Source organism: Streptomyces umbrinus, assembly GCF_030817415.1.
Classification (GTDB): Bacteria; Actinomycetota; Actinomycetes; order Streptomycetales; family Streptomycetaceae; genus Streptomyces; species Streptomyces umbrinus_A.
The window spans coordinates 1,419,453-1,441,237 of sequence record NZ_JAUSZI010000002.1 but is presented as its reverse complement, the minus strand read 5'-3'; the positions used below and the strand labels follow the sequence as shown (position 1 = coordinate 1,441,237).

Here is a 21,785-nt window from a genome sequence, read left to right as displayed (position 1 = left end):
GTTCCGGCGGATGGGATGGGTCGGCCGCTTCCCGGTCCGCACACAGGAGTTGACCCTTGTCATCCGGTGACCCGCATGCCCACGACGACGTGACCATCGACGCCGATCTCGTCCGCCGTCTGCTCGCCGTCCAGTTCCCCCGGTGGGCCGAACTCCCGATCTCGCCGGTGCCCCGGTCCGGGATGGACAACGCGACGTTCCGGCTGGGCAACGTCCTGTCCGTACGGCTGCCCCGCTACCCGCGCTGGGTCGGGCAGGTCGAGCGCGAGCACCGCTGGCTGCCGCTGCTCGCCCCGTATCTGCCGCTGACGGTGTCCGAACCGCTCGCGGCGGGCGTACCGGGGGAGGGCTACCCCTTCCCCTGGTCGGTCTACCGGTGGCTGGAGGGCGAGACGGCGACCACCGAGGGGCTCGCCGATCCGGTGCGGGCGGCCGGACAACTCGCCGAGTTCATCAGGGCGTTGCGGAAGATCGATGCCACCGACGGTCCAGGACCGCAGTGGAGCAACGCGTTCCGCGGGGTACCCATGGGCGACGAACGCGACTCGCTGGCCGCCGACGCGGTGGTCCGGCCGAAGATCGCCAAACTGAAGGGCGTGGTCGACACCGACGCGGTGACGGCCGTGTGGGACGCGGCGCTCGCGGCACCCGCCTGGGACGGACCGCCGGTCTGGTTCCACGGCGACCTCGCGACCGGCAACCTGCTGTCCGTCGACGGCCACCTCAGCGCGGTCATCGACTTCGGCACGCTGGGCGTCGGCGACCCCGCCGTCGACGTGCTGCCCGCGTGGAAGTTCCTCCCCGACGCGGCACGCGGCACCTTCCGCGAGGCACTCGGCGACGACGACGCCACCTGGGCACGCGGACGCGGCTGGGCGCTCGCCGGATCACTGCCCGTACTCGACGACCCCTTCTTCCAGGAGGACCCGGCCCGCGTGACCACGGCCCTGCGCCACCTCGAAGCGATCATCGCCGACTTCCACGACGAGACCTGACACGACGACGCGTGAGGCCGACGCCCTCGGTCGTCAGGCAGCCGGCCAGCTCCGCAGGGCCATGTCGGCCACCCGCTGGAGGCGTTCGCGGGTGGTGCCGCCGACGGCCTGGACGGCGATGCCGTTCGCCACGGTCATGAGGTAGTGGGCCAGTAGTTCGGGATCGGTGTCGGGAGGCAGGTCACCTTCGTCGACGGCTCGCCGGAACCGGTCGCGGAGGAGGGAGGTGTGCTCGTTGCGCCAGGTGATGAGGGCGTCCCGGGCGTTGCTTCCCGTGTCGCCGGCGGCGAGGGATCCCTGGACGCCGAGGCATCCGGTGGGGCAGCCGGGGCGGGTGGTGGCCCGGACGGAGCCGTTGAGGAAGACGATGGCGACCTGGCGGGCGGTCGGTTCCTGCAACGCCCGGGCCCCGTACGAGGCGGGGCCTTCGGTATAGCGCTCCAGGGCCTTGCGGAACAGGTCCTCCTTGTTGCCGAAGGCCGCGTACATGCTGGTGCGGGTGATGCCCATGGCGTTGGTCAGGTCGGTGAGGCTGGCGCCCTCGTAGCCCTGTTCCCAGAAGACCCGTATGGCCTTTTCGAGGGCCTCTTCGGCGTCGAAACCTCTCGGTCGGCCCATCGGTGCCTTCTGTCGTGTCGCCATGCGCCCAACCATACCTCTTCCGTACCGGTCGGTGCAGATGTGCTACGGTCCCGTTCGGTACTGATCGGTACTGAAATTCATGGAGGTTACCGGCATGGGGCAGCAGCTAGAAGGCAAGACCGCCGTCGTCACCGGCGGCGGCACCGGGATCGGCCTGGCCACCGCCGTTCGGCTGGCGGCCGAGGGCGCGCACGTGTTCATCACCGGCCGGCGCAAGGCCGTACTCGACACGGCCGTCGGGACGATCGGCTCGGCAGGGGCCACCGCGGTGGTGGGCGACATCTCGAACCTCGCCGACCTGGACCGGCTCTATGACATGGTCCGCGCCCGGGGCCGGGGACTGGACGTGCTGTTCGCCAACGCCGGCACCGGGTCGTTCGCGACGCTGGAGCAGGTCACCGAGGAGCACTTCGAGGAGACCTTCGGCGTCAACGTCCGGGGCACGTTGTTCACAGTGCAGAAGGCACTGCCGCTGCTCAACGACGGCGCGTCGGTGATCCTGAACTCCTCGGTGCGCGCCGATGACGGTGTCGCGGCGTTCGGCGCGTACGCGGCCTCCAAGGCGGCGATACGGTCCTTCGCCCGGACCTGGGCCAACGAGCTCAAGGGCCACGGCATCCGGGTCAACGCGATCTCCCCGGGCACCATCGACACTCCCGGACTCGACGCCGTGGCCGCGGGAGACACGCCCCTCACCAAGTCACAGTTCGCCGCGGGTGTCCCACTGGGCCGGATCGGGACCCCGGAGGACGTCGCCGACGTGGTGGCCTTCCTCGCTTCCGAACAGAGCAGGTTCATCCTCGGAGCCAACCTGTACGTCGACGGCGGCGAGAACCAGATCTGACCCGCGGTCCGCCACGTGAGCAGCGTCCGTCACGGAGCAAACCGCATCCGGCCGTCCGCAGAGCAGGGCGCGGGCCTGTCACTGTTCCCGAGGGTGGATCTCCCCGGCCGTCGCCGTCAGCGGGGCGCCGCTGCCGCCCCAGCGCAGGGCGACGATCTCGGCGGCGACGGACACGGCCACCTCCTCGGGCGTACGCGCTCCGAGGTCGAGGCCGACCGGCGAGCGCAGCCGGGCCAGTTCGGCCTCGCCGAGACCGCCGTCCCGCAGCCGTTTCATCCGGTCGTCGTGCGTACGCCGGCTGCCCATGGCCCCGATGTACGCGGCCGGCCTGCGCAGCGCCTCCTCCAGGAGCGGCACGTCGAACTTGGGGTCGTGGGTGAGGACGCAGATCACCGTGCGTTCGTCGGTCGGGGTGGAGTGCAGATAGCGGTGCGGCCACTCGACGACGACCTCCACGCCAGCCGGGAAGCGTTTCGGGGTGGCGAAGACGGGCCGCGCGTCGCACACGGTCACCCGGTAACCGAGGAAGGCGCCGATCCGGGCCACGGCGGCCGCGTAGTCGATCGCCCCGAAGACCAGCATCCGCGGCGGGGGAGCGAAGGAGTGCAGGAAGACCGTCACGGCGTCCTCGCGCCGCTCGCCGCGCGGGCCGTAGTGCCGCTGCCCCGTGGCGCCCAGGGCCAGTTCGCCCCGCGCGTCGGCGGTCACCGCCACATCCAGGCCCGTCGTGCCGAGCGTGCCCGACACCTCGTCCTCCCAGACGGCGAGGGTCGCGCCGCGCCGGGCAGGGCCGTCGATCACCGTCGCCACGGTCACCGGGCGGCCCGCGGCCACCGACTCCGCGACCGCCCCGAAGGACGGATCGAGGCCGGCCGTGACGGGCCGTACGAGGAGGGTGATCTCCCCGCCGCAGGTCAGACCGACGGCGAACGCGTCCTCGTCGCTGTACCCGAAGGTTTCGAGCCGTGCCTCGCCGGACTCCACCACGTCCTGGGCCAGCTCGAACACCGCGCCCTCGACACAGCCGCCGGACACACTGCCCACGACCTCGTCACCGGGACCGACGGCCATGGAGGCGCCCGGATCCCGTGGCGCGCTCCGGCTGACGGCGACGACCGTGGCGAGACCGAAGGGCGAGCCCTCCGCGTACCACCGGCCGAGCGCCGGGAGGATCTCACGCATCGCCCGCTCCTCTCACCACCGCCGCCAGACGTTCCAGCGCGGCCAGGCTGTGTCCCTCGACGAATGAGTCAACGCTCGGCAGCGCCGCCGCCATACCCGCGGCCAGGGGCGCGTAGTCGGGACGGGCCTTGCGCGGATTCGCCCAGATCACCCGGTGCGCCAGCCGGTGCAAGCGTCGCATCTGGGCCGCGAGCAGCTCCGGATCGCCACGCTCCCAGCCGTCCGACAGCACGACGACCACCGCGCCGCGCGCCATACCGCGCTGCCCCCACCGGTCGAGGAAGCCCCGCAGCAGTTCGCCGAGCCGGGTGCCGCCGCGCCAGTCCGGCACGGCCGCGGCGACCGCGGCCATCGCGGCCTCGGGATCGCGGTGGGTCAGCTCACGGGTCACCCGGGTCAGCCGCGTACCGATCGTGAACACCTCCGTACGAGCCCGGCCGCCGTACGGCCCGGCGTGCGCGGCGGCGTGCGCGAACCGCAGCAGCGCGTCCGCGTACGCGGCCATCGAGCCGCTCACATCCACCAGCAGCACCACCCGGCGAGGTCGCTCGGCCCGGGCCCGCATCCGGGGCGGCGCGGGCTCGCCGCCCCGCCGCAGCACCTCCCGCACGGTGCGCCGCGGATCGACGACCCCGCGTCTGGCCGGCCGCAGCCGGGCGGTACGCCGGAGCTCGCCCCGCAAGGCGAACGCGGCCAGCAGCCGCCGGAGTTGACCCCGCTCGGCGTCGGTGAGCCCGGCGAAGTCCCGGTGCCGCAGCACCTCGGCGGAACTCGCGAGGACCGCCGTGGGTACGGCATCCCGTTCGCCCTCGACCTGCGCACGGGGAGCGGGCCCGGCGTCCCGTACGGTCATCCGCAGTCGCGGCGGGGGAGCGGCGCGCATACCCCGGCCCCCGGACGCCGCGCCCCCGAAGTAGGCGGCGAACACCCGGTCGTACCGCTCCAGATCGTCCCGGCTGCCGCACAGCGTGAGCCGCCCCGACCAGTACACGTCGGACCGCATCCCGGGCCGCAGCACGTCGAGCGCGCCGAGGAAGGCCTGTACGCGGTCGGGCCCCGCCTCGACCCCCGCGGCGCGCAGGGCACGGGCGAAGCCGACGAGGACGGCGGGCACGTCGACGTACGCCCCGGCGCGTTCCTCGACGCCGGCCCCGCGCTCCGTCCCGGTCACCTCACGCCCCGCTCCGCGCACGCCGTACGCACCTCACGCGCCACGTACCGAGAGCAGCGCCGCCAGATCGAGCCCCCGGGCCCGTTCCAGGTCCTCCCGGTACTTCAGCACCGACCCCAGCGTGGCCACCGCCAGCTCCGCGTCGACCTCCGTGGCGCCCAGCGCGTCCAGTGCCTCCGCCCAGTCGATCGTCTCCGCGACCCCCGGCGGCTTCACCAGATCCTCCGCGCGCAGCGCCTGTACGAGGCCGGTCACCTGCTCGGCGAGCCGTGCCGTCACACCCGGCAACCGCCTTCGTACGATGGCCAGTTCGCGGGCGAAGCCGGGATGGTCGAACCAGTGGTAGAGACAGCGCCGCTTGAGCGCGTCGTGCACCTCACGGGTCCGGTTCGACGTGAGGACCACGACGGGCGGCGACTCGGCGCGCAGGGTGCCGAGTTCGGGGACGGTGACCGTGTACTCGGACAGCAGCTCCAGCAGGAACGCCTCGAACTCGTCGTCGGCACGGTCGATCTCGTCGACGAGCAGCACGCACGGCTGGGTCTCCAGGGCCCGCAGCAGCGGCCGGGCGACCAGGAACCGCCGCCCGTACAACTCGCCCTCAAGGCGGTCGGCGTCGGTGACACCGGCCGCCTCGGCCGCCCGCAGATGCAGCAACTGGCGCGGGAAGTCCCAGTCGTACAGCGCCTGCGAGGCGTCGATGCCCTCGTAGCACTGGAGGCGGATCAGCGGGGCGTCCAGCGCGGCGGCGAGGGCCGACGCGAGCGAGGTCTTGCCCACACCCGCGTCGCCCTCGCAGAAGATCGGCCGGCGCAGCTTCAGGGCGAGGAAACACGCGACCGCCAGGCCGTCGTCGACGAGGTACCCCGTCGCCTCAAGCCGCTCCCGCACATCCCCGGGCGCCCTTCGGCCAGGCGGTCCCGCCACCGGGCGGCTCGCCCCCGTCCGGGTCGCCGAGGGACGCCCCATGGCCGCCCGGTCGGTCGTCGGACGGCCCGTCGGCGCTCAAGTGGCCGTCGGCCGACCCACCATGGCCCGAGCCCGCCCCGGAACCCGACCTCGACCCAAGCCCTGCCCCGGACCCTGGGCCCGCTCCGGACCCCGAGCCCGAGCCCGAGCCCGAGCCCGAGCCCGAGCCCGACCCCAGCCCGGAGCCCGACTCGGCACCCGACCTCGACTTCGACCTCGGCGCCGAGCCCGACCCGGAACCCGAGATTGCACCCGGCCCCGGCCCGGAACCCGAGCCTGCCCCCGACCTCGATGCCGACCCCGGCCCCGGTGATGATCCGGACTCCGACTCCGACCCCGACCCCGACCCGGCCCCCGAGCCCGACCCCGGCCCAGAGCCCGACTCGGCACCCGTGCCTGCACCTGACCTCGATCCCGACCTCGATGCCGACCCCGGCCCCGGTGATGATCCGGACTCCGACTCCGACTCCGACCCCGACCCCGACCCGGCCCCCGAGCCTGCCCCCGGCCCAGAGCCCGACTCGGCACCCGTGCCTGCACCTGACCTCGATCCCGATCCCGACCCCGGCCCCGGCCCCGGTGATGATCCGGACTCCGACTCCGACCAGGACCCTGACCCCGCTCCGTCCATGCGTGCGATCGGCTCCTCACCCCATCCCCGCGGCGGCCAGCACCGAGCGCCGCGTCAGCACCCGTGCCAGATGCGCCCGGTACTCGGGCGAGGCGGACGGGTCGCCGGTCGGCCGGGTGCCCTCCGCCGCCGACCGCGCGGCCCCCGCCACGCCGTCCGGCCCCACCCCCACCAGCGCCTCCTCGGTCGCCGAGGCCCGCAGCGGAGTGGATCCCATGTTGCTGAGACCGACCCGCGCCTCGGCGATGTGCCCGTGGTCGCGCCGCACCAGCGCCGCGACGCCGACCACGGCCCAGGCCTGTGCCACCCGACTGAACTTCTCGTAGTGGAAGCCCCAGCCTTCGGCTTTGTCCGTCATAGGGAGCCGCACCTCGACCAGCAACTCGTCCGGCCGCAACGAGGTCTGGAGGTAGTCGACGAAGAACTCCCTTGCCGGGATGGTCCGTTGGCCCCCGGGCCCCGCCGCGACCAACTCCGCGTCCAGCGCGAGCGCCACCGCCGGCAGATCGCCCGCGGGATCGGCATGGGCGAGCGAGCCGCCGAGGGTGCCCCGATGGCGTATCGCGGGATCGGCGACCGTCGCCGTGGCCGCCGCGAGAAGGCCCGCATGACGGCGTACCAGCGGATCCGCGAGGACGTCGTGGTGCGTGGTCAGCGCGCCGATGACGAGCGTGCCGCCGTCCTCGCGCACCCCGCGCAGCCCGGGTATCCGGCCGACGTCCACGACCAGTTCGGGGAAGGTGAGCCGCAACCGCAGCAGCGGGAGCAGGCTCTGCCCGCCCGCCAGTACCTTCGCGTCCTCGCCCGCAGCGCCGAGCGTCCGTACGGCCTCGTCGACGCTCGCGGGCCTGACGTACTCGAATGCCGGAGGAATCATGACCGGGTCTCCTTCCTGGCCCGAGCGGACTGCAGGGCCTCCCACACCCGCCCCGGCGAGCAGGGCATCGCGATGTCCTGGACGCCCAGCGGGCGGAGCGCGTCCACGATCGCGTTGACGACGGCGGGTGTCGAGGCGATCGTGCCGGCCTCGCCAACTCCCTTCACCCCCAAGGGATTCGAGGTGGCGGGCGTCTCCGTACGGCCGGTCGTGAACTCGGGCAGATCCACCGCGGAGGGCACCAGATAGTCGGCCATCGTGCCCGAGACCAGGTTGCCCTCGTCGTCGTACACGGCCTCCTCGTACAGTGCCTGCGCGATGCCCTGGGCGAGCCCGCCGTGCACCTGGCCCTCGACGATCACGGGGTTGATGACCCGGCCGACGTCGTCGACGCAGACGTACGAACGGATCGACGTCCGCCCGGTCTCCGTGTCGACCTCGACCGCGCACAGATGCGTGCCGTGCGGGTAGGAGAAGTTGTCCGGGTCGAGCAGGTGCTCGGCGTTGATGGTCGGCTCCATGCCGTCGGGCAGATCGTGCGAGGAGAACGTGTCGAAGGCGACCTCCTGGATCGTCTTCCGTGCCTCGGGCGACCCCTTCACGGAGAACGCGCCGTCCGTGAACTCCAGGTCGTGCTCGCTGGCCTCCAGCAGATGCGCGGCCACCTTCCGCGCCTTGTCGACGACCTTCTGGGCCGCGTGATGCACGGCCGAGCCTCCGACGACGAGCGACCGCGACCCGTACGTGTCCATGCCCTGCGGCGCCGACCTGGTGTCGCCGTGCACGACCTCGATGTCCTCGAAGGGCACCCCGAGCACATCGGCGGCGATCTGGCTCCAGCAGGTCTCGTGCCCCTGCCCGTGCGGGCTGGTCCCTGTGATCACCTCGACCTTGCCGGTGGGCAGCATGCGGATGCTCGCCGCCTCCCAGCCGCCGGCCGCGTACCGCAGATCCCGCAGCACCCGGCTCGGCGCGAGCCCGCACATCTCGGTGTACGTGGACACCCCGATCCCGAGCCGCACGGCGTCACCGCTCTCGTTCCGCTTGGCCTGCTCGGCACGGAGTTCGTCGTACCCGAAGAGGGTGAGCGCCTTGTCGGTGGCGGCCTCGTAGTTGCCGCTGTCGTAGGTCAGCCCGGAGACCGACGTGTACGGGAACTCGTCGTGCCCGATCCAGTTCCGGCGCCGCAACTCCACCGGATCCAGGCCGAGTTCGACGGCCAGCTCGTCCATGATCCGCTCGATGGCGTACGTCGCCTCCGGGCGCCCGGCACCCCGGTACGCGTCCGTGGGCGTGCGCGTCGTGAAGACACCCGTGCATGTGAAGTCGTACGCGTCCATCTTGTAGATCGCCGGATACATGAAGGCGCCCAGGATCGGGATGCCCGGAGTGACGAGCATCAGATAGGCGCCCATGTCGGCGAGCAGGTCGACCTTGAGACCGAGCAGCTTGCCCTCGCGGGTCGCGGCGACCTCGATGTCCTGGACCTGGCCGCGTCCGTGGTGGGTGGCGAGGTAGCCCTCGGAGCGGGACTCGGTCCACTTGACCGGCCGGCCGAGGCGCCGCGCGATGTCGAGGGCGATGACCTCCTCGCCGTACACCTGGAGCTTGGAGCCGAAGCCGCCGCCGACGTCGGGGGCGACCACGCGCAGTTTGTGCTCGGGGACGCCGGTGACCATGGAGAGCATCACCCGCAGGACGTGCGGGACCTGGGTCGCCGAGTACACCGTGTACTCGCCGGACGCGGCGAGCGGGGTGACGACCACCGCGCGCGGTTCCATGGCGTTGGGGATGAGCCGCTGCTGGAGATAGCGGCGGCGTACGACGACGTCGGCGCGCTGTTTGACCGTCTCGTAGTTCTCGCCTGTGGCCAGCGGCCAGACGTAACAGCGGTTGGTTCCCTTGTCCGAGTGGACCAGTGGCGCGTCGTCGGCGAGCGCGGCCTCCAGGTCGAGCACCGGGGGCAGCGGCTCGTAGTCGACCTCGATCGCTTCGAGCGCGTCGGCGGCCGCGTACCGGTCGCGGGCCACGACGACCGCCACCGGGTCGCCCGCGTACCGCACCTCGTCGACCGCGACGGACGGGTGGTCCGGCAGCACGATGTCCTCGGTCACCGGCCAGGCGCACGGCAGTGAGGCCGTGCCCTCCGCGAGGTCGCGACCGGTGAACGCGGCGATGACACCGGGCCGTTCGAGCGCGGGGGCCACGTCGACACGGCCGATGCGCGCGTGCGCCATCGGGCTGCGCAGGATGGCCAGATGCAGCAGCCCGTTGACGCTGATGTTGTCGGTCCAGTTCGTCTGACCGGTGACCAGCCGGGCGTCCTCCTTGCGGGCACGGGACCGGCCGACCTCGCGCTCGGTGATCTGCTCGCTCATGTCCTCGCCTCCTGGCCGGAAACCGCGGAGGCCACATCCGCCTCGGGGGCTCCGGAGGCGGCCAGCACCGCTCGCACGATGTTCTGATAGCCCGTGCACCGGCAGAGATTGCCTTCCAGCGCATGCCGTACGTCGTCCGCGCTCGGCTGCGGATTCTCGCGGAGCAGATCACGCGCGGCCATGATCATGCCTGGCGTGCAGTACCCGCACTGCAGGGCGTGCCGCTCGTGGAACGCCCTCTGCAGGGGATGCCACTCCCCGTTCGTGGCCAGCCCCTGGACGGTGGTCACTTCGCTTCCGTCGGCCTGGACCGTGAGCACCGAGCAGCTCTTGACGGTCTCGCCGTCCAGGTCGACCGTGCAGGCCCCGCAGTTGGAGGTGTCGCAGCCAATCGGGGTGCCGGTCAGACCCAGCCGGTCACGCAGATAGTGGATCAGCAGAAGACGGGGTTCCACCTCGTCCTCGTACGTCGTGCCGTCCACCTTCACCGAGATGCGGGTCATGTGCCCTCCCAGGGAACCGTGCGAGGGAAATCAGCCACCGGACGTGATGGGCGTCACTCTAGGACCGTGTCCGGGGAGGGGCGAGTGCCGCGACAGGCTTTGTTGAGCGTTAATCCGTTGCTCGTGGATGCCAGGGCCTGATGGACTGAAAGGGATCAGCCGCGAGGCACAGTCGACCGGAATCAAGGAGCAGCAATGCGCGCACCGTTCATGTCCACCCAGGAAGGAATCCCTCTCACTTCAAAGGACATGACAAGCGGTGCACACGCTGAACCTTGGAATTCTGGCGCACGTAGACGCAGGTAAGACAAGCCTGACCGAGCGGCTGCTGCACACCGTCGGGATCATCGACGAGATCGGCAGCGTCGACGACGGCAGCACCCAGACCGACTCGCTCGCGCTGGAACGACAGCGCGGTATCACCATCAAGTCGGCCGTCGTCTCGTTCGAGATCGACGACATCACGGTCAATCTGATCGACACACCCGGCCACCCGGACTTCATCGCCGAGGTGGAGCGGGTGCTGAGCGTGCTCGACGGGGCCGTGCTCGTGGTCTCGGCCGTGGAGGGCGTCCAGGCGCAGACGCGTGTCCTGATGCGGACGCTGCGGCGGCTGCGCGTTCCCACGCTCGTCTTCGTCAACAAGATCGACCGCCGCGGCGCACGGGACGAGGCCGTGCTGCGGGCCGTCGCCGAGCGCCTCACCCCGGCCGTGGTCCCGATGGGCCGGACCGTCGGACAGGGCACGCCCGAGGCCCATGTCGTCCCGGGGCTCGCCCCGGACGCGCTCGACGTGCTGGCCGACCACGACGACCGGCTGCTCACCGCGTATGTCGAGGGAGGCGTGCCGGACGGCCTGCTCCGCGCGGCACTCGCGGACCAGACCGGACAGGCACTCGTGCACCCGGTGTTCTTCGGCTCCGCCATGACGGGCGCTGGCGTGGACGAGCTGATCACCGGCATCAGGGACCTGCTCCCCGCCGGCCGGAGTGACACCGAAGAACAGGTCTCCGGCACGGTGTTCAAGGTCGAGCGGGGCCGGGCGGGGGAGCGGGTCGCGTACGCGCGGATGTTCTCCGGGACCCTCCGTACCCGGGACCGGGTGACCTTCGGGGACGACAAGGAAGGCAAGGTCACCGCGGTCCGTGTCTTCGAACGCGGCTCGGACGCTCAGGACGGACTGTTGTCCGCCGGCCGCATCGGCAAGCTGTGGGGCCTCGACGGCATCAGGATCGGCGACAGCATTGGTCTGGCGCGCCCGTCGTACGAGCACTTCTTCGCTCCGCCGACCCTCGAAACCGTCGTCGTGCCGAACCGTCCCGCCGACAAGGGCACCCTGCACACCGCACTCACCCAGCTCGCCGAGCAGGACCCGCTGATCAACCTGCGTCTGGACGAGACGCGCCGGGAGATCTCCGTGTCCCTCTACGGCGAGGTGCAGAAGGAGGTCGTCCAGGCGACCCTGGCCGACGAGTTCGGCCTCGACGTCGGCTTCCGCGAGACGACGACGATCTGTGTCGAGCGGCCCGTCGGCAGTGGCGCGGCGGTCGAGTTCAACGGCAAGGATCCCAACCCGTTCCTCGCCACGGTCGGGCTGCGCGTCGATCCGGCCCCGGTCGGCTCCGGTGTGGAGTTCCGGCTGGAGGTCGAGCTGGGGTCGATGCCGTACGCCTTCTTCAAGGCCGTCGAGGACACCGTGAAGGAGACCCTGGACCAGGGAATCCACGGCTGGCGGGTCCCCGACTGCACGGTCACCATGACGCACTCCGGGTACTCGCCCCGGCAGAGCCACGCGCACCAGGGCTTCGACAAGAGCATGTCGAGCACGGGGGCGGACTTCCGCGGCCTCACCCCGCTCGTCCTGATGGACGCGCTGCGACAGGCAGGCAGCCAGGTGTACGAGCCGATGCACCGATTCCGCCTGGAGGCCCCGTTGGACTCGCTGGGCGCCCTGCTCCCGGTCCTCGCCGGGCTGCGGGCGGTGCCCCGGACGACGGAGACGCGGGGCACCTCATGTGTGCTGGAGGGCGCGATCCCCGCGGCCCAGGTGCACGGCCTTGAGCAACAGCTACCGGGTCTGACCAGCGGAGAGGGCGAGCTGGAGGCCGCGTTCGACCACTACGCGCCGCTCGCGCGAGGCACGGTCCGGGAGCGGCCGCGTACCGATCACAACCCGCTCAACCGCAAGGAATACCTGCTGAACGTGACGCGGCGAATCGGCGGGTGAGCGGCGGGCGATCGGCACAACGCCATTCCGGAAAAGGTGACTTACTCTCAAGTCAGGAGTCTTGACGGGTCGAAGACGCACCCACGACTGTTGTGCACATGTCGAAGTTGCGTGCGCATCTGCTCGGCGTCCTCGTACTCCTGACCGGTCTCCTGACGACCACCGGAGCTCAGCCCGCCTCAGCCCTCCCCGACGATCTGTGGTTCGACCCGGCCGCCGCCGAGACCCTCACGGTCCAGAACGGCCGCTTCACCGACGGCCTCGGCCGCGAGGTCGTGCTGCGCGGTTACAACGTCTCCGGCGAGACGAAACTCAAGGAGAACAACGGCCTTCCCTTCGCCTCGGTCGCGGACGCCAAGAAGTCCGCGACCGCGCTCCGGGCGCTCGGCGGCGGCAACTCCGTCCGCTTCCTGCTCTCCTGGGCGTACGCGGAGCCCACGCGCGGCCAGGTGGACCCGGCCTACCTGGCCGCGGCCACCGGCCAGATACGTGCGTTCCTGGACGCCGGCATCCGCGTGTACCCCGACTTCCACCAGGACCTCTACTCCCGCTGGCTGTTCGACTCGGACAGCTGGTACACCGGCGACGGCGCCCCGAAGTGGGCCGTCGACCTCGGTGACTACCCCGACGAGTACTGCGGCATCTGCCCGTTCTGGGGCCAGAACATCACCTCCAACGCGGCCGTGACACAGGCCACTTACGACTTCTGGCACAACGAGTACGGCCTCCAGGACGCCTTCCTCGACACCGCCCAGAAGACGATGACGTACGTGAAGCAGAACCTCACCGCGACCCAGTTCGCGGGCGTCGTCGGCTTCGACCCGTGGAACGAGCCGCACGCGGGAACCTACGACTCGGGCCAGACCAGCCGGGCGTGGGAGAAGGACGTCCTGTGGCCGTTCTACGTCAAGTTCCGCGCCCGGATGGACGCGGCGGGCTGGCAGGCCAAGCCGGCCTTCGTCGAGCCGAACCTGTTCTGGAACGCCAACATCGACTTCCAGAAGCAGGAGGGCGGACTGCTCGACTCGACCCTCGGGTCGCGCTACGTCTTCAACACCCACTTCTACGACCAGAAGGCCATCTCCGGCGTCTTCATGTGGGGCAAGGCCGAGGACGGTCAGTACGTCGGCGACTTCGGCACCATCCGCGACCGGGCCACGGCCACCGGGACGACGGCGATCATCAGCGAGTTCGGGCACCCGCTCGCCGGCTCCGTCTCCGACAAGGCGCCGACGGTCTACAAGGCGATGTACCAGGCCCTCGACTCCCGGGTGAAGGGAGCCAACTGGTGGGCAAACCCGGCGAGTTCGGGTCCCGTCCTGTCCGGCTCCCAGTGGCAGTGGGACATCTACAACGGCCGCCACCACGAGCTGATGAACGACAACCCGAACGAGGTGCAGACCGAGGGCGACGCCTGGAACGACGAGGACCTGTCCGCGGTACGCCTCGACGACTCCGGCAAGGCCGTGCTGCGCCAGGACGCGCGGATGCTCGACCGCGTCTACCCCAGCGCCACGGCGGGCCGCTCGCTCGCCTTCACCTACGAGGACCGCTCACGGGACGGCTCCACGACACTGACGTGGAACCCGGTGCCGAGTTCCCTGCCGAATGTCGCCCAACTGGTGGGTTCGGGTCAGTACGCGCTGCAGGTCTGGCGCTCCGACGGCAGTGCCGAGCCGACGGAACTGCATCTTCCGGCGTCCTTCCCGAACGCGTCGACCACGGTGGTCTCCGACCTCGGGACGGTGTTCGGTCCGCCCGCGTACACCCGAACCACTCCGATCGCCGTGGCGGCCGAGCCGGGTGGCACGGGTAGTCGGCGGCTGTTGCTCACCGCGGCGGACTCGGGCGCGCTGCACTACGCCCTCGTCACCAACGGTGCGACGGCCCCGTCCGCTGCGGTGCTCAGCGCGGCGCGGGCGGAGCTGTCCTCGTGGATGGCGGCGGAGTTCAACTAGGCACTGTCTCCCCGCTCCGCCGGGTCCGGTGCTTCGGCCGCGGGTCCGTCGTGGCTGGTCGCGCCCACGCGGTGGAGCCGCAAAGTGTCACAGCCCCGCGCCCCTTTGGGGGCGCGGGGAACTGGCCGGAGGCGGTCAGTGGGCGGCCGGTCCCGTCCAGTTGGCAGGCACGTGAGCCAGCCGGACGCGCTGCGGGTGGTCGCCGACGGCCACGGACACGGTCTTCCTGCCGGTGGCGAAGTCGATCGCCGTGACCTGGTCGGCGCCGCTCTCGGAGACCACGCAGGACTTGCCGTCACCGCTGACGGTCGCCCAGTAGGGCTTGGAGGCGGTGACGAGCGGGCCCTCCTGGAGGGTGGCGCGGTCGATGACGGTCGCGTAGTCGTCCATCGTGCCCGCGACGCAGATCTTCGTGCCGTCGGGCTTCATCGAGATGCCGTGGTGGCGCGAGTCGTTGACCCAGGTGGTGCGGTCGGTGCTGGTCGCGGGGTTCATCGGCAGAGTCTTGGTGCGGGTGATCCGGTCCGTGGCGATGTCGTACTCGAAGAAGCCGTTGAAGAACGACACCTGGAAGTACAGCTTCGACTCGTCCGGGTTGAAGGCGGCCGGGCGGACCGCGTCGGAGTAGTCGGTGAGGCCGATCGCGTCGAGCCGCTGTCGCATGTCGATGACCTTGACCTGCTTGAACGTGGTCGCGTCGACGACCGTGATCTTGCGGTCGCCCTTCGTCCAGTCCAGCCACGGGGCGTCGGTCGCGGTGTTGACGTCGCCGATCGCCATGTTCCAGATCTGCTTGCCGTCGCTGGTGAAGATGTTCTCGTGCGGTTTGTCACCCGTGGCGAACGAGCCCGCCTGTTTGCCCGTGTTGATGTCCAGCACGTGCACGGTGTTGGAGGTGGAGGCCGAGACGGCGACCCGGGTGCCGTCGGGGGAGACCGCCATGTGGTCGGCGCGGAAACCCGACACGGGGAAGCGCCAGTTGATGTCGCCCGAGGCGAGGTCGATCGAGACCACGTCGGCGAAGCTCGGCCGGGATACCACCATCGACCTGCCGTCGGGGGTGGAGTACATGTCGTCGACGAACTGGTCGTGACCCTCGCCCACGCTGTTGCGGATGGTCATGAAGGCGATCCACTTGATCGGGTCGGCGTTGATCTCCGCCATCCGCGCGTCCTTGTCCGGGATGACGTTGATCCGGCCGACCTTCGCGAAGTCGCCCGTGGACTTGATGACGTCGGCGGTGCCCTCCCAGTTGTTGCCGACGAACATCACCTCTCGCAGATCCGCGGAGGCGTTCGGTGCGGCGGACACGGTGGCCGGCGCGGTGACGGCCAGGACGAGGGCGGCCGCGATGGACACGGCGTGCCGGGCTCTGAAGGCAGACATGACCGATCTCTCCTATGTGTGGGGAGCATGACAAGGCGGAGAATCTGAAAACGCGTACGTTCAGATTGGACTTACTGGAAAGTAAGGAGCGGGGCCCGCTCACCACAAGACTCCGGACAGGACAAAATTGGCCGTCGGGTCGATCAGGGAGGGTCAATGGCGGGCAGGCTTCGAACGCCGACCGGTCGTTACGGCGGCAAGACCGCCGAGGAGCGGAAGTCCGAGCGTCGCCGGAGATTCCTGGACGCCGGACTCCAGCTGTTCGGGGACGCCCCCGGTTACCGCGCCACGACCGTCTCCGCCCTGAGCGAGGCCGCCGGCCTGTCCACCCGCCAGTTCTACGAGGAGTTCCGCACCCTCGAAGACGTACTGGCCGCTCTCCACCTCCAGGTCAACGACTGGGCCGAGGAGGCCGCCCTGACCGGCCTCGCCGAGGCGGACGGACTGCCGATCGAGGGACGCGCCACGGCAGCCTTCCGCGCCTACGCCGCCAACGTCACCGGCGATCCGCGCCGCCTGCGCATCACCTTCGTCGAGATCATCGGCGTCAGCCCACGGCTCGAACGGCAACGGCTGGCCCGTCGTTCCCGCTGGATCGACTTCGTCTGCGCCGAGGCCACGGCCGCCGCGGTCCGGGGCGAGGCGGTCCCCCGCGATTACCGGATCGCCGCCGCGGCGTTCATCGGCAGCGTCAACGGCCTGCTGCACGACTGGAGTTCGGGTTGGGTCGACGCGAGCCTCGACGAGGTGGTGGACGAACTCGTGGGGTTGCTCCTGGGGATCCTGCGCCCGGCGGGATGGCGTTCGGAGGGCTCGTAGATCCGGGCCGAGGGCACGGCCCGGTCGGGGGACCGGAGAGTTCCGTTTCGGCACGCCCAAGTTCCGCTGTACGACTGCACATTGACAGTAATCTCGGCCCCAACTATGAGAAGGTGTACGGCCTTCGCATGGCCGGATTTTTCTGGATTCTCCGTGTCCGGCAAGAGGGGTTCGTCCCCTGAAGGGGGTGCCTGATGCGTCATACGCTCAGCCCTGTACGACCAGTCCACGACTGTTCCGCCGCCTGCCCGGTACCGCTGTCGCCCCAGGCCCTGGCGCAGTTGTACGCCCGCTATCTCGAACTGCTCAAGCAACGCCGCCTGCCAGGGAACATGACGTTCGAGGAGTACTACACCGTCTGGCGCGCGGGACGGCGGGGCGAGAACCTCGTCGGCCTCGACGACGGAGCCCTCGACCCGGGCCCCAGCACCGACAAGCAGCTCATCACCCGGCCGCCGTCCCAACTCCGGGGAACGATCCGGACGTTGGTGCTGCTAGTCGACTTTCCCGACCAGCCGCACGAGGTCGACCACGGCCCCGGCCACTACGACAGCATGCTCTTCGGCCTCGACGAGTTCCCGACCGGCAGCATGCGCTCGTTCTACCGCGACGTCAGCGCCTTCGACACGTCACCGAGCACCGGCATCGATGTCCAGGGCGCGGTGCACGGCTGGTTCCGGATGCCGCAGCCGCTCTCCTTCTACGCCGACGGCAACTCCGGCATGAACGCCAACTTCCCGCGCAACTCACAGGGGTTGGCGCGTGACGCCGTACTGGCGGCCCGGGACGCCGGAGTCGACTTCACCTCCTTCGACGCACTCGACGAAGGAGTCGTCACCGCCCTGTTCGTCATCCACGCCGGACGCGGCGCCGAGCAGACGACCCAGCGCGGCGACCTGTGGAGCCTCAAGTGGACGATCCCCGGCGGCGTCGACGTCGGTCCGGGTCTGTCCGCGCGCACCTTCCTGACCGTCCCCGAGGACAGTGCCGTCGGCGTCTGCGCCCACGAGTGGGGCCACCTCGCGGCGCGCTGGGCCGACTACTACGACACCGGGCAGCAGCAGCTGACCCGCTCGGCCGGACTCGGCAACTACTGCCTGATGGCGGGCGGTTCATGGGGCAACGGCGGTCTGACCCCGGTCTTCCCGACCGCCATGCTGCGTATGTTCCACGGCTGGATCGAGCCCCAGGTGGTGAACAAGACCACCCGGGACATCAGGCTGCGGCCCGCCGCCGAGGACGGCGAAGCGGTGTTCATCCAGAACCCCGCGACCATGTCCGACAGCCAGTACATACTCGTCGAGTACCGTCGCCGTCGCGGCCAGGACGCCTTCCTGCCCGACGAGGGGATCGCCGTCTACGTCGTCGACGAATCGATCGACAACGTCAACGACGAACAGAACCTGGCCATCGAACTCCTCCAGGCGGACGGCCGCGGCGACCTCTCCCGGATGTTCGGCCGGGGCAACCGCGGTGACAGCGACGACCTGTACCCGTTCAAGGACAACACCACGGTCGGCGAGAAGACGGCTCCGGCGCTGAACCTGCCCCAGGGCACCTGGACCGGGGTCACGATCGAGACGGTGGGCACACCCGGGGCCGACGAGATGACGGTGCACGTCACCGTGGCGTAGGGGCCCTAGCCAGGGGGCGCGGCGCTGTCGCCGGGAGCCGCGGTGCTCCGACCTGCGGGCAGGGTGCCGGCGGCTCACGGTGCTTCAGTTTCCCGCGGCCAGCCGGTCCACGGCGGCGAGGACGGGGCCCACCCCGTCCTCGTCCCGGAGCCGGCCGGCCAGCGCCTTCGCGCGGCGGGCGTACACGGGCTCGGTGACGGCACGCGCCACGGCACCGCCGAGCGCCTCGGCATCGAGCCTGCGCAGCGGAACGGCCTCCGGAGCCACCCCGAGCGCGACGAGCCGGGCGGCCCAGAACGCCTCGTCGAACTGGATCGGTACGGGCACGGCCGGCACCCCGGCCCGCAGCGCGGCCGCGGTCGTGCCCGCACCCGCGTGGTGGATCACCGCGGCCATCCTCGGGAACAGCGCCGAGTGCGGGACCTCGTCCACGGTGAACATGTCGTCCCCGCCGGCCTCCAGCCCGGCCCAGCCCCGCTGCACGACACCACGCACCCCGGCCGCCCGCAGGGCTCGTACGACCTCCTCGCTCAACCGCTCGGGATTCGGCACGGTCGCGCTGCCGAGACCGAAGTAGACCGGAGGGGTCCCGGCGTCCAGGAAGTCCCGCAGTCCGTCCGGGAGTTGGACTTCGCGGTCGTGAGGCCACCAGTACCCGGCGATGCCCAGACCGGGCCGCCAGTCAAGCGGCCGGGGCACCACCAGCGGGCTGAAGCCGTGCTGGACCGGCCAGTTCTGCCGCTCACGGGCACGCCGGGCGGCACGCGAACCGAGCGGCGGCAGCCCGAGCCGGGCCCGCAGCGACCGAGTGGTGTCAGCGAAGATGCGCTCGACGGCGACATTGACGGCCCGCCCCGCGAGCCGGTTCCCGGCCGGACCAAGGGAGCGGGTGCCGATCACCGGAGGAGCGAACTCCCCCGTGGGCGCCAGGGGTTGGAGATAGACGCCCATGCTCGGCAGCGCGTGCCCCTCGGCGATGGCGTGACCGAGAGGCCCCAGCGAACTCGACAACAGCAGCACATCGGCGGCCTCGGCGGCGGCCACCAGATCGTCGGCCATCCGCCCCACCAACGACCTGGCCATCTCGACGACCCGGGCCAGCTTCCCGATCCCGGTGACGCTGCGATGCAGCGCGAGCCCGCGTACGGACTCCAGTTCGGCCCGCGGATCCACGGGCAGTGGATGAAAGCCCACCCCGGCGGCTGCCACCAGCGGTTCGAAGCACGCGTGCGTCACCACGGTGACCTCGTGCCCGCCCCGTGCCAGCCCGTGCCCAAGTCCTGTGTACGGCGCGGCGTCGCCCCGCGACCCCGCCGTCATGATCGCTACTCGCACGACGGTCAGTATGGCGGCGCGTGCCGTACGGGTCATAGGGTCCGCACGCCGACGCGCCGTACCGCCGTCAGCCGTCGAGCACCGCGAGCTCCAGTTCGTCGAGGCGGTCGGGGTCCGCCACGACATCGATCCCGGTGATCAGGTCGTCCGTGATCGTGAAGGCGAGCACCAGGAAGAGCCGCCCGTGCGGAGCCATCGCGAGTCCGACCGAACCGTTCACCAGCGCGGGACCGGTGAACCGGGCCCGGCCCGTGGCGGCCATCGCGCCCTTGGCGACCGGGTGCGCACCGTTCACCACGACGGGCTCGGGCGTCGGGACGACCGACCTGTCGGCGTGCAGCACCACGTCCGGATGGAGCAGGGCGACCAGGGCGTCGAAGTTCCCGCCGCGGGTGGCGGCCAGGAAGGCGTCCACGACACGGCGCCGACGGGCCAGATCGGCCTCGGGCAGCGGTGAGGCACCCTTGACCCGGCGCCTGGCACGGCTCGCGAGCTGTCTCACGGCGGCCGGAGAACGCTCCAGCATCGGGCCGATCTCGTCGAAGGGCACGGCGAACATGTCGTGCAGGACGAAGGAGAGGCGCTCGGCAGGGGACAGCGTGTCCAGCACGACCAGCAGGGCCACCCCGACCGAGTCGGCCAGCAGAGCCTCCTCCTCGGGATCGCGCCCATCGTCCTGACCACGCGCCGGAACGGTCACCTGCGCTTCGAGCGACTCCTCACGCCGGTGCTCCCTCGAGCGCAGCATGTTGAGGCACACCCGCGCCACCACGGTCGTCAGCCACCCGCCGATGTTCTCCACGCCGTCGGTGTCGGCGCGCCCCACCCGCAGCCAGGCGTCCTGAAGAGCGTCGTCGGCCTCACTCGCGGAACCGAGCATCCGGTACGCCATCGCGTGCAGACGGGGCCGGTGTTCCTCGAAACCCTCGGTCAGCCAGTCGAGCTCGCTCACGTGTCACATTCCTTCGTCGGCCGGGGTCATGGCAGTAGATCCACGAAAACCCAGCCGAAGGTACCGGGAGCCGGACTCCCGGGCCGAGCGATTTACGGAGGAACCATGACGACTCCCATCCTGGTCACCGGCGGTACGGGCACCCTGGGCAGCCACGTCGTCCCCCTTCTGCGGGAGGCCGGCCACGACGTGCGGGTCCTCAGCAGGCACGGCCGCGCAACCGGTGACGGCGTCGAGCACGTGACCGCCGACCTGCTCAAGGGTGAGGGCATCGAGGCCGCGCTGGCCGGAGTCGAGACCGTTCTCCACCTCGCGGGCGGCCCCAAGGGCGACGACGAGGCGACCCGCAACCTCGTGCGGGCCGCATCGCGCGCAGGAGTACGGCACCTGGTGTACATCTCTGTCACCGGCGCGGACGCGGTCCCGCTGGGCTACTTCCGGGCCAAGCTGGGCGCCGAGCGTGCCGTGGCCGACTCCGGCCTGCCGTGGACGACACTGCGGGCCGCCCAGTTCCATGACCTGGTCCTGAAGATGGCGCAAGGGATGACGAAGCTGCCCGTGATCCCGGTCCCGGGCGGACTCCGCTTCCAGCCGGTCGACTCCCGCGACGTGGCCGCCCGACTCGTGGAACTGACCCTCGGCAAGCCGGCCGGCCTGGTCCCCGACCTGACCGGCCCGACGGTCCACGCCCTGGCCGACCTGCTCACCACCTACCTGAAGGCCCACGGCAAGCGCCGCCTCATGCTCCCAGTCCGCATGCCAGGAAAGGCAGGCCGCGCCTACCGCGCAGGCAACAACCTCTCCCTCACGGACACGACGATCGGCAAGCGAACCTGGGAGGACTTCCTGGCGGAGAGGAGCGCCCTTCAGGGGCGCGGGGAACTGCGCGACCAGCCACTGACGGCCCGCAGCCATCGAACAACAGGCTTGGTTGTCATTGCCGGGCGAGCGACACAATCAGGACGCCGGCCCCGCTGATGAGCGCCATCCCGAACAGCCACACCGAGAGCACCCGTCGACGCAACACCCGATACGCCTCCTCATACTCACCCCGCAACTCAGCACCCCGCTGAACCGTCCGCTGCCACGAAACCCCCGCCAGCGCCACGTACACCTCCGCGAACCGCTCCTCGACCTCGACCCGCTGACTGTCGGTGAGCCACCCGAACTGCCGGCTGAAACGGCCCGCTTCGGCCCGCCCTTCACCCAGGGTCGCCTCGATCAGCAGATGACCCTCCAACTCGTTGATCAACACCCCCGCATCGACCGGCCGTTCGTCCAT

18 protein-coding genes are annotated in these 21,785 nt (G+C 70.8%); 7 read left to right on the top strand and 11 right to left on the bottom strand.

The window, feature by feature from the left end; translation table 11 throughout:
* Positions 1 to 56: 56 nt before the first annotated feature.
* Positions 57 to 995, top strand: coding sequence for an aminoglycoside phosphotransferase family protein (locus QF035_RS07180; RefSeq protein WP_307519050.1), 939 nt, complete (start codon positions 57 to 59; stop codon positions 993 to 995).
* Positions 996 to 1,028: 33 nt separating this feature from the next.
* Here the strand turns inward: QF035_RS07180 and QF035_RS07175 are convergent, their stop codons facing one another.
* Positions 1,029 to 1,637, bottom strand: coding sequence for a TetR/AcrR family transcriptional regulator (locus QF035_RS07175; protein WP_307519048.1), 609 nt, complete (start codon positions 1,635 to 1,637; stop codon positions 1,029 to 1,031).
* Between the two features lie 94 nt (positions 1,638 to 1,731).
* Between QF035_RS07175 and QF035_RS07170 the strand changes: the two genes are divergently transcribed.
* Positions 1,732 to 2,481, top strand: a complete 750-nt coding sequence (locus tag QF035_RS07170) for an SDR family NAD(P)-dependent oxidoreductase (protein ID WP_307519046.1) — start codon at positions 1,732 to 1,734, stop codon at positions 2,479 to 2,481.
* A gap of 78 nt (positions 2,482 to 2,559) precedes the next feature.
* On the opposite strand, the gene QF035_RS07165 is transcribed toward QF035_RS07170, so the two are convergent.
* The 6 genes from QF035_RS07165 to QF035_RS07140 all read right to left on the bottom strand — a co-directional run bounded on the left by QF035_RS07165 (position 2,560) and on the right by QF035_RS07140 (position 10,192).
* Entirely contained in the window at positions 2,560 to 3,663 is a 1,104-nt protein-coding gene (locus QF035_RS07165) for an XdhC family protein (RefSeq protein WP_307519045.1), read from the bottom strand.
* Positions 3,656 to 4,855: a vWA domain-containing protein gene (locus QF035_RS07160; protein WP_373466612.1), complete on the bottom strand. Its 1,200-nt coding sequence runs from the start codon at positions 4,853 to 4,855 to the stop codon at positions 3,656 to 3,658. Before QF035_RS07160 ends, QF035_RS07165 begins: the two co-directional genes overlap by 8 nt.
* A 12-nt stretch (positions 4,856 to 4,867) precedes the next feature.
* Entirely contained in the window at positions 4,868 to 5,803 is a 936-nt protein-coding gene (locus QF035_RS07155; protein ID WP_307519044.1) for an AAA family ATPase, read from the bottom strand.
* 647 nt (positions 5,804 to 6,450) lie between these two features.
* Complete coding sequence (locus tag QF035_RS07150) at positions 6,451 to 7,311, bottom strand: FAD binding domain-containing protein (protein WP_307519043.1); 861 nt, start codon at positions 7,309 to 7,311, stop codon at positions 6,451 to 6,453.
* Positions 7,308 to 9,689 carry a xanthine dehydrogenase family protein molybdopterin-binding subunit gene (locus QF035_RS07145; protein WP_307519042.1) on the bottom strand — a complete coding sequence of 794 codons (2,382 nt, stop codon included), beginning with the start codon at positions 9,687 to 9,689 and terminating at the stop codon, positions 7,308 to 7,310. The genes QF035_RS07150 and QF035_RS07145 overlap by 4 nt, the downstream gene beginning before the upstream one ends.
* Positions 9,686 to 10,192: a (2Fe-2S)-binding protein gene (locus QF035_RS07140; protein WP_307519040.1), complete on the bottom strand. Its 507-nt coding sequence runs from the start codon at positions 10,190 to 10,192 to the stop codon at positions 9,686 to 9,688. The genes QF035_RS07145 and QF035_RS07140 overlap by 4 nt, the downstream gene beginning before the upstream one ends.
* A gap of 259 nt (positions 10,193 to 10,451) precedes the next feature.
* Between QF035_RS07140 and QF035_RS07135 the strand changes: the two genes are divergently transcribed.
* Both QF035_RS07135 and QF035_RS07130 read left to right on the top strand, forming a co-directional pair.
* On the top strand, positions 10,452 to 12,419 hold the full coding sequence (locus QF035_RS07135) for an elongation factor G (RefSeq protein WP_307519039.1): 1,968 nt from the start codon (positions 10,452 to 10,454) through the stop codon (positions 12,417 to 12,419).
* A gap of 98 nt (positions 12,420 to 12,517) precedes the next feature.
* Positions 12,518 to 14,377: a cellulase family glycosylhydrolase gene (locus tag QF035_RS07130; RefSeq protein ID WP_307519038.1), complete on the top strand. Its 1,860-nt coding sequence runs from the start codon at positions 12,518 to 12,520 to the stop codon at positions 14,375 to 14,377.
* A 135-nt stretch (positions 14,378 to 14,512) separates the two neighbouring features.
* Here QF035_RS07130 and QF035_RS07125 read toward each other — a convergent pair whose 3' ends face one another.
* Positions 14,513 to 15,763 carry a YncE family protein gene (locus QF035_RS07125; RefSeq protein ID WP_307519037.1) on the bottom strand — a complete coding sequence of 417 codons (1,251 nt, stop codon included), beginning with the start codon at positions 15,761 to 15,763 and terminating at the stop codon, positions 14,513 to 14,515.
* 156 nt (positions 15,764 to 15,919) lie between these two features.
* On the opposite strand from QF035_RS07125, the gene QF035_RS07120 reads away from it, so the two are divergent.
* Both QF035_RS07120 and QF035_RS07115 read left to right on the top strand, forming a co-directional pair.
* Positions 15,920 to 16,582 carry a TetR/AcrR family transcriptional regulator gene (locus tag QF035_RS07120; RefSeq protein WP_307519035.1) on the top strand — a complete coding sequence of 221 codons (663 nt, stop codon included), beginning with the start codon at positions 15,920 to 15,922 and terminating at the stop codon, positions 16,580 to 16,582.
* Positions 16,583 to 16,776: 194 nt separating this feature from the next.
* Positions 16,777 to 18,216, top strand: a complete 1,440-nt coding sequence (locus QF035_RS07115) for a M6 family metalloprotease domain-containing protein (RefSeq protein WP_307519034.1) — start codon at positions 16,777 to 16,779, stop codon at positions 18,214 to 18,216.
* A gap of 84 nt (positions 18,217 to 18,300) precedes the next feature.
* On the opposite strand, the gene QF035_RS07110 is transcribed toward QF035_RS07115, so the two are convergent.
* Complete coding sequence (locus QF035_RS07110; RefSeq protein ID WP_307530935.1) at positions 18,301 to 19,536, bottom strand: glycosyltransferase; 1,236 nt, start codon at positions 19,534 to 19,536, stop codon at positions 18,301 to 18,303.
* Positions 19,537 to 19,618: 82 nt separating this feature from the next.
* Positions 19,619 to 20,503 (bottom strand): sigma-70 family RNA polymerase sigma factor, encoded by an 885-nt coding sequence (locus tag QF035_RS07105; protein WP_307519033.1) that lies wholly within the window; start codon positions 20,501 to 20,503, stop codon positions 19,619 to 19,621.
* 105 nt (positions 20,504 to 20,608) lie between these two features.
* Between QF035_RS07105 and QF035_RS07100 the strand changes: the two genes are divergently transcribed.
* Positions 20,609 to 21,481, top strand: coding sequence for an SDR family oxidoreductase (locus tag QF035_RS07100; RefSeq protein WP_307519031.1), 873 nt, complete (start codon positions 20,609 to 20,611; stop codon positions 21,479 to 21,481).
* On the opposite strand, the gene QF035_RS07095 is transcribed toward QF035_RS07100, so the two are convergent.
* Positions 21,438 to 21,785 (bottom strand): hypothetical protein, encoded by a 348-nt coding sequence (locus QF035_RS07095; protein ID WP_307519029.1) that lies wholly within the window; start codon positions 21,783 to 21,785, stop codon positions 21,438 to 21,440. The genes QF035_RS07100 and QF035_RS07095 overlap by 44 nt on opposite strands.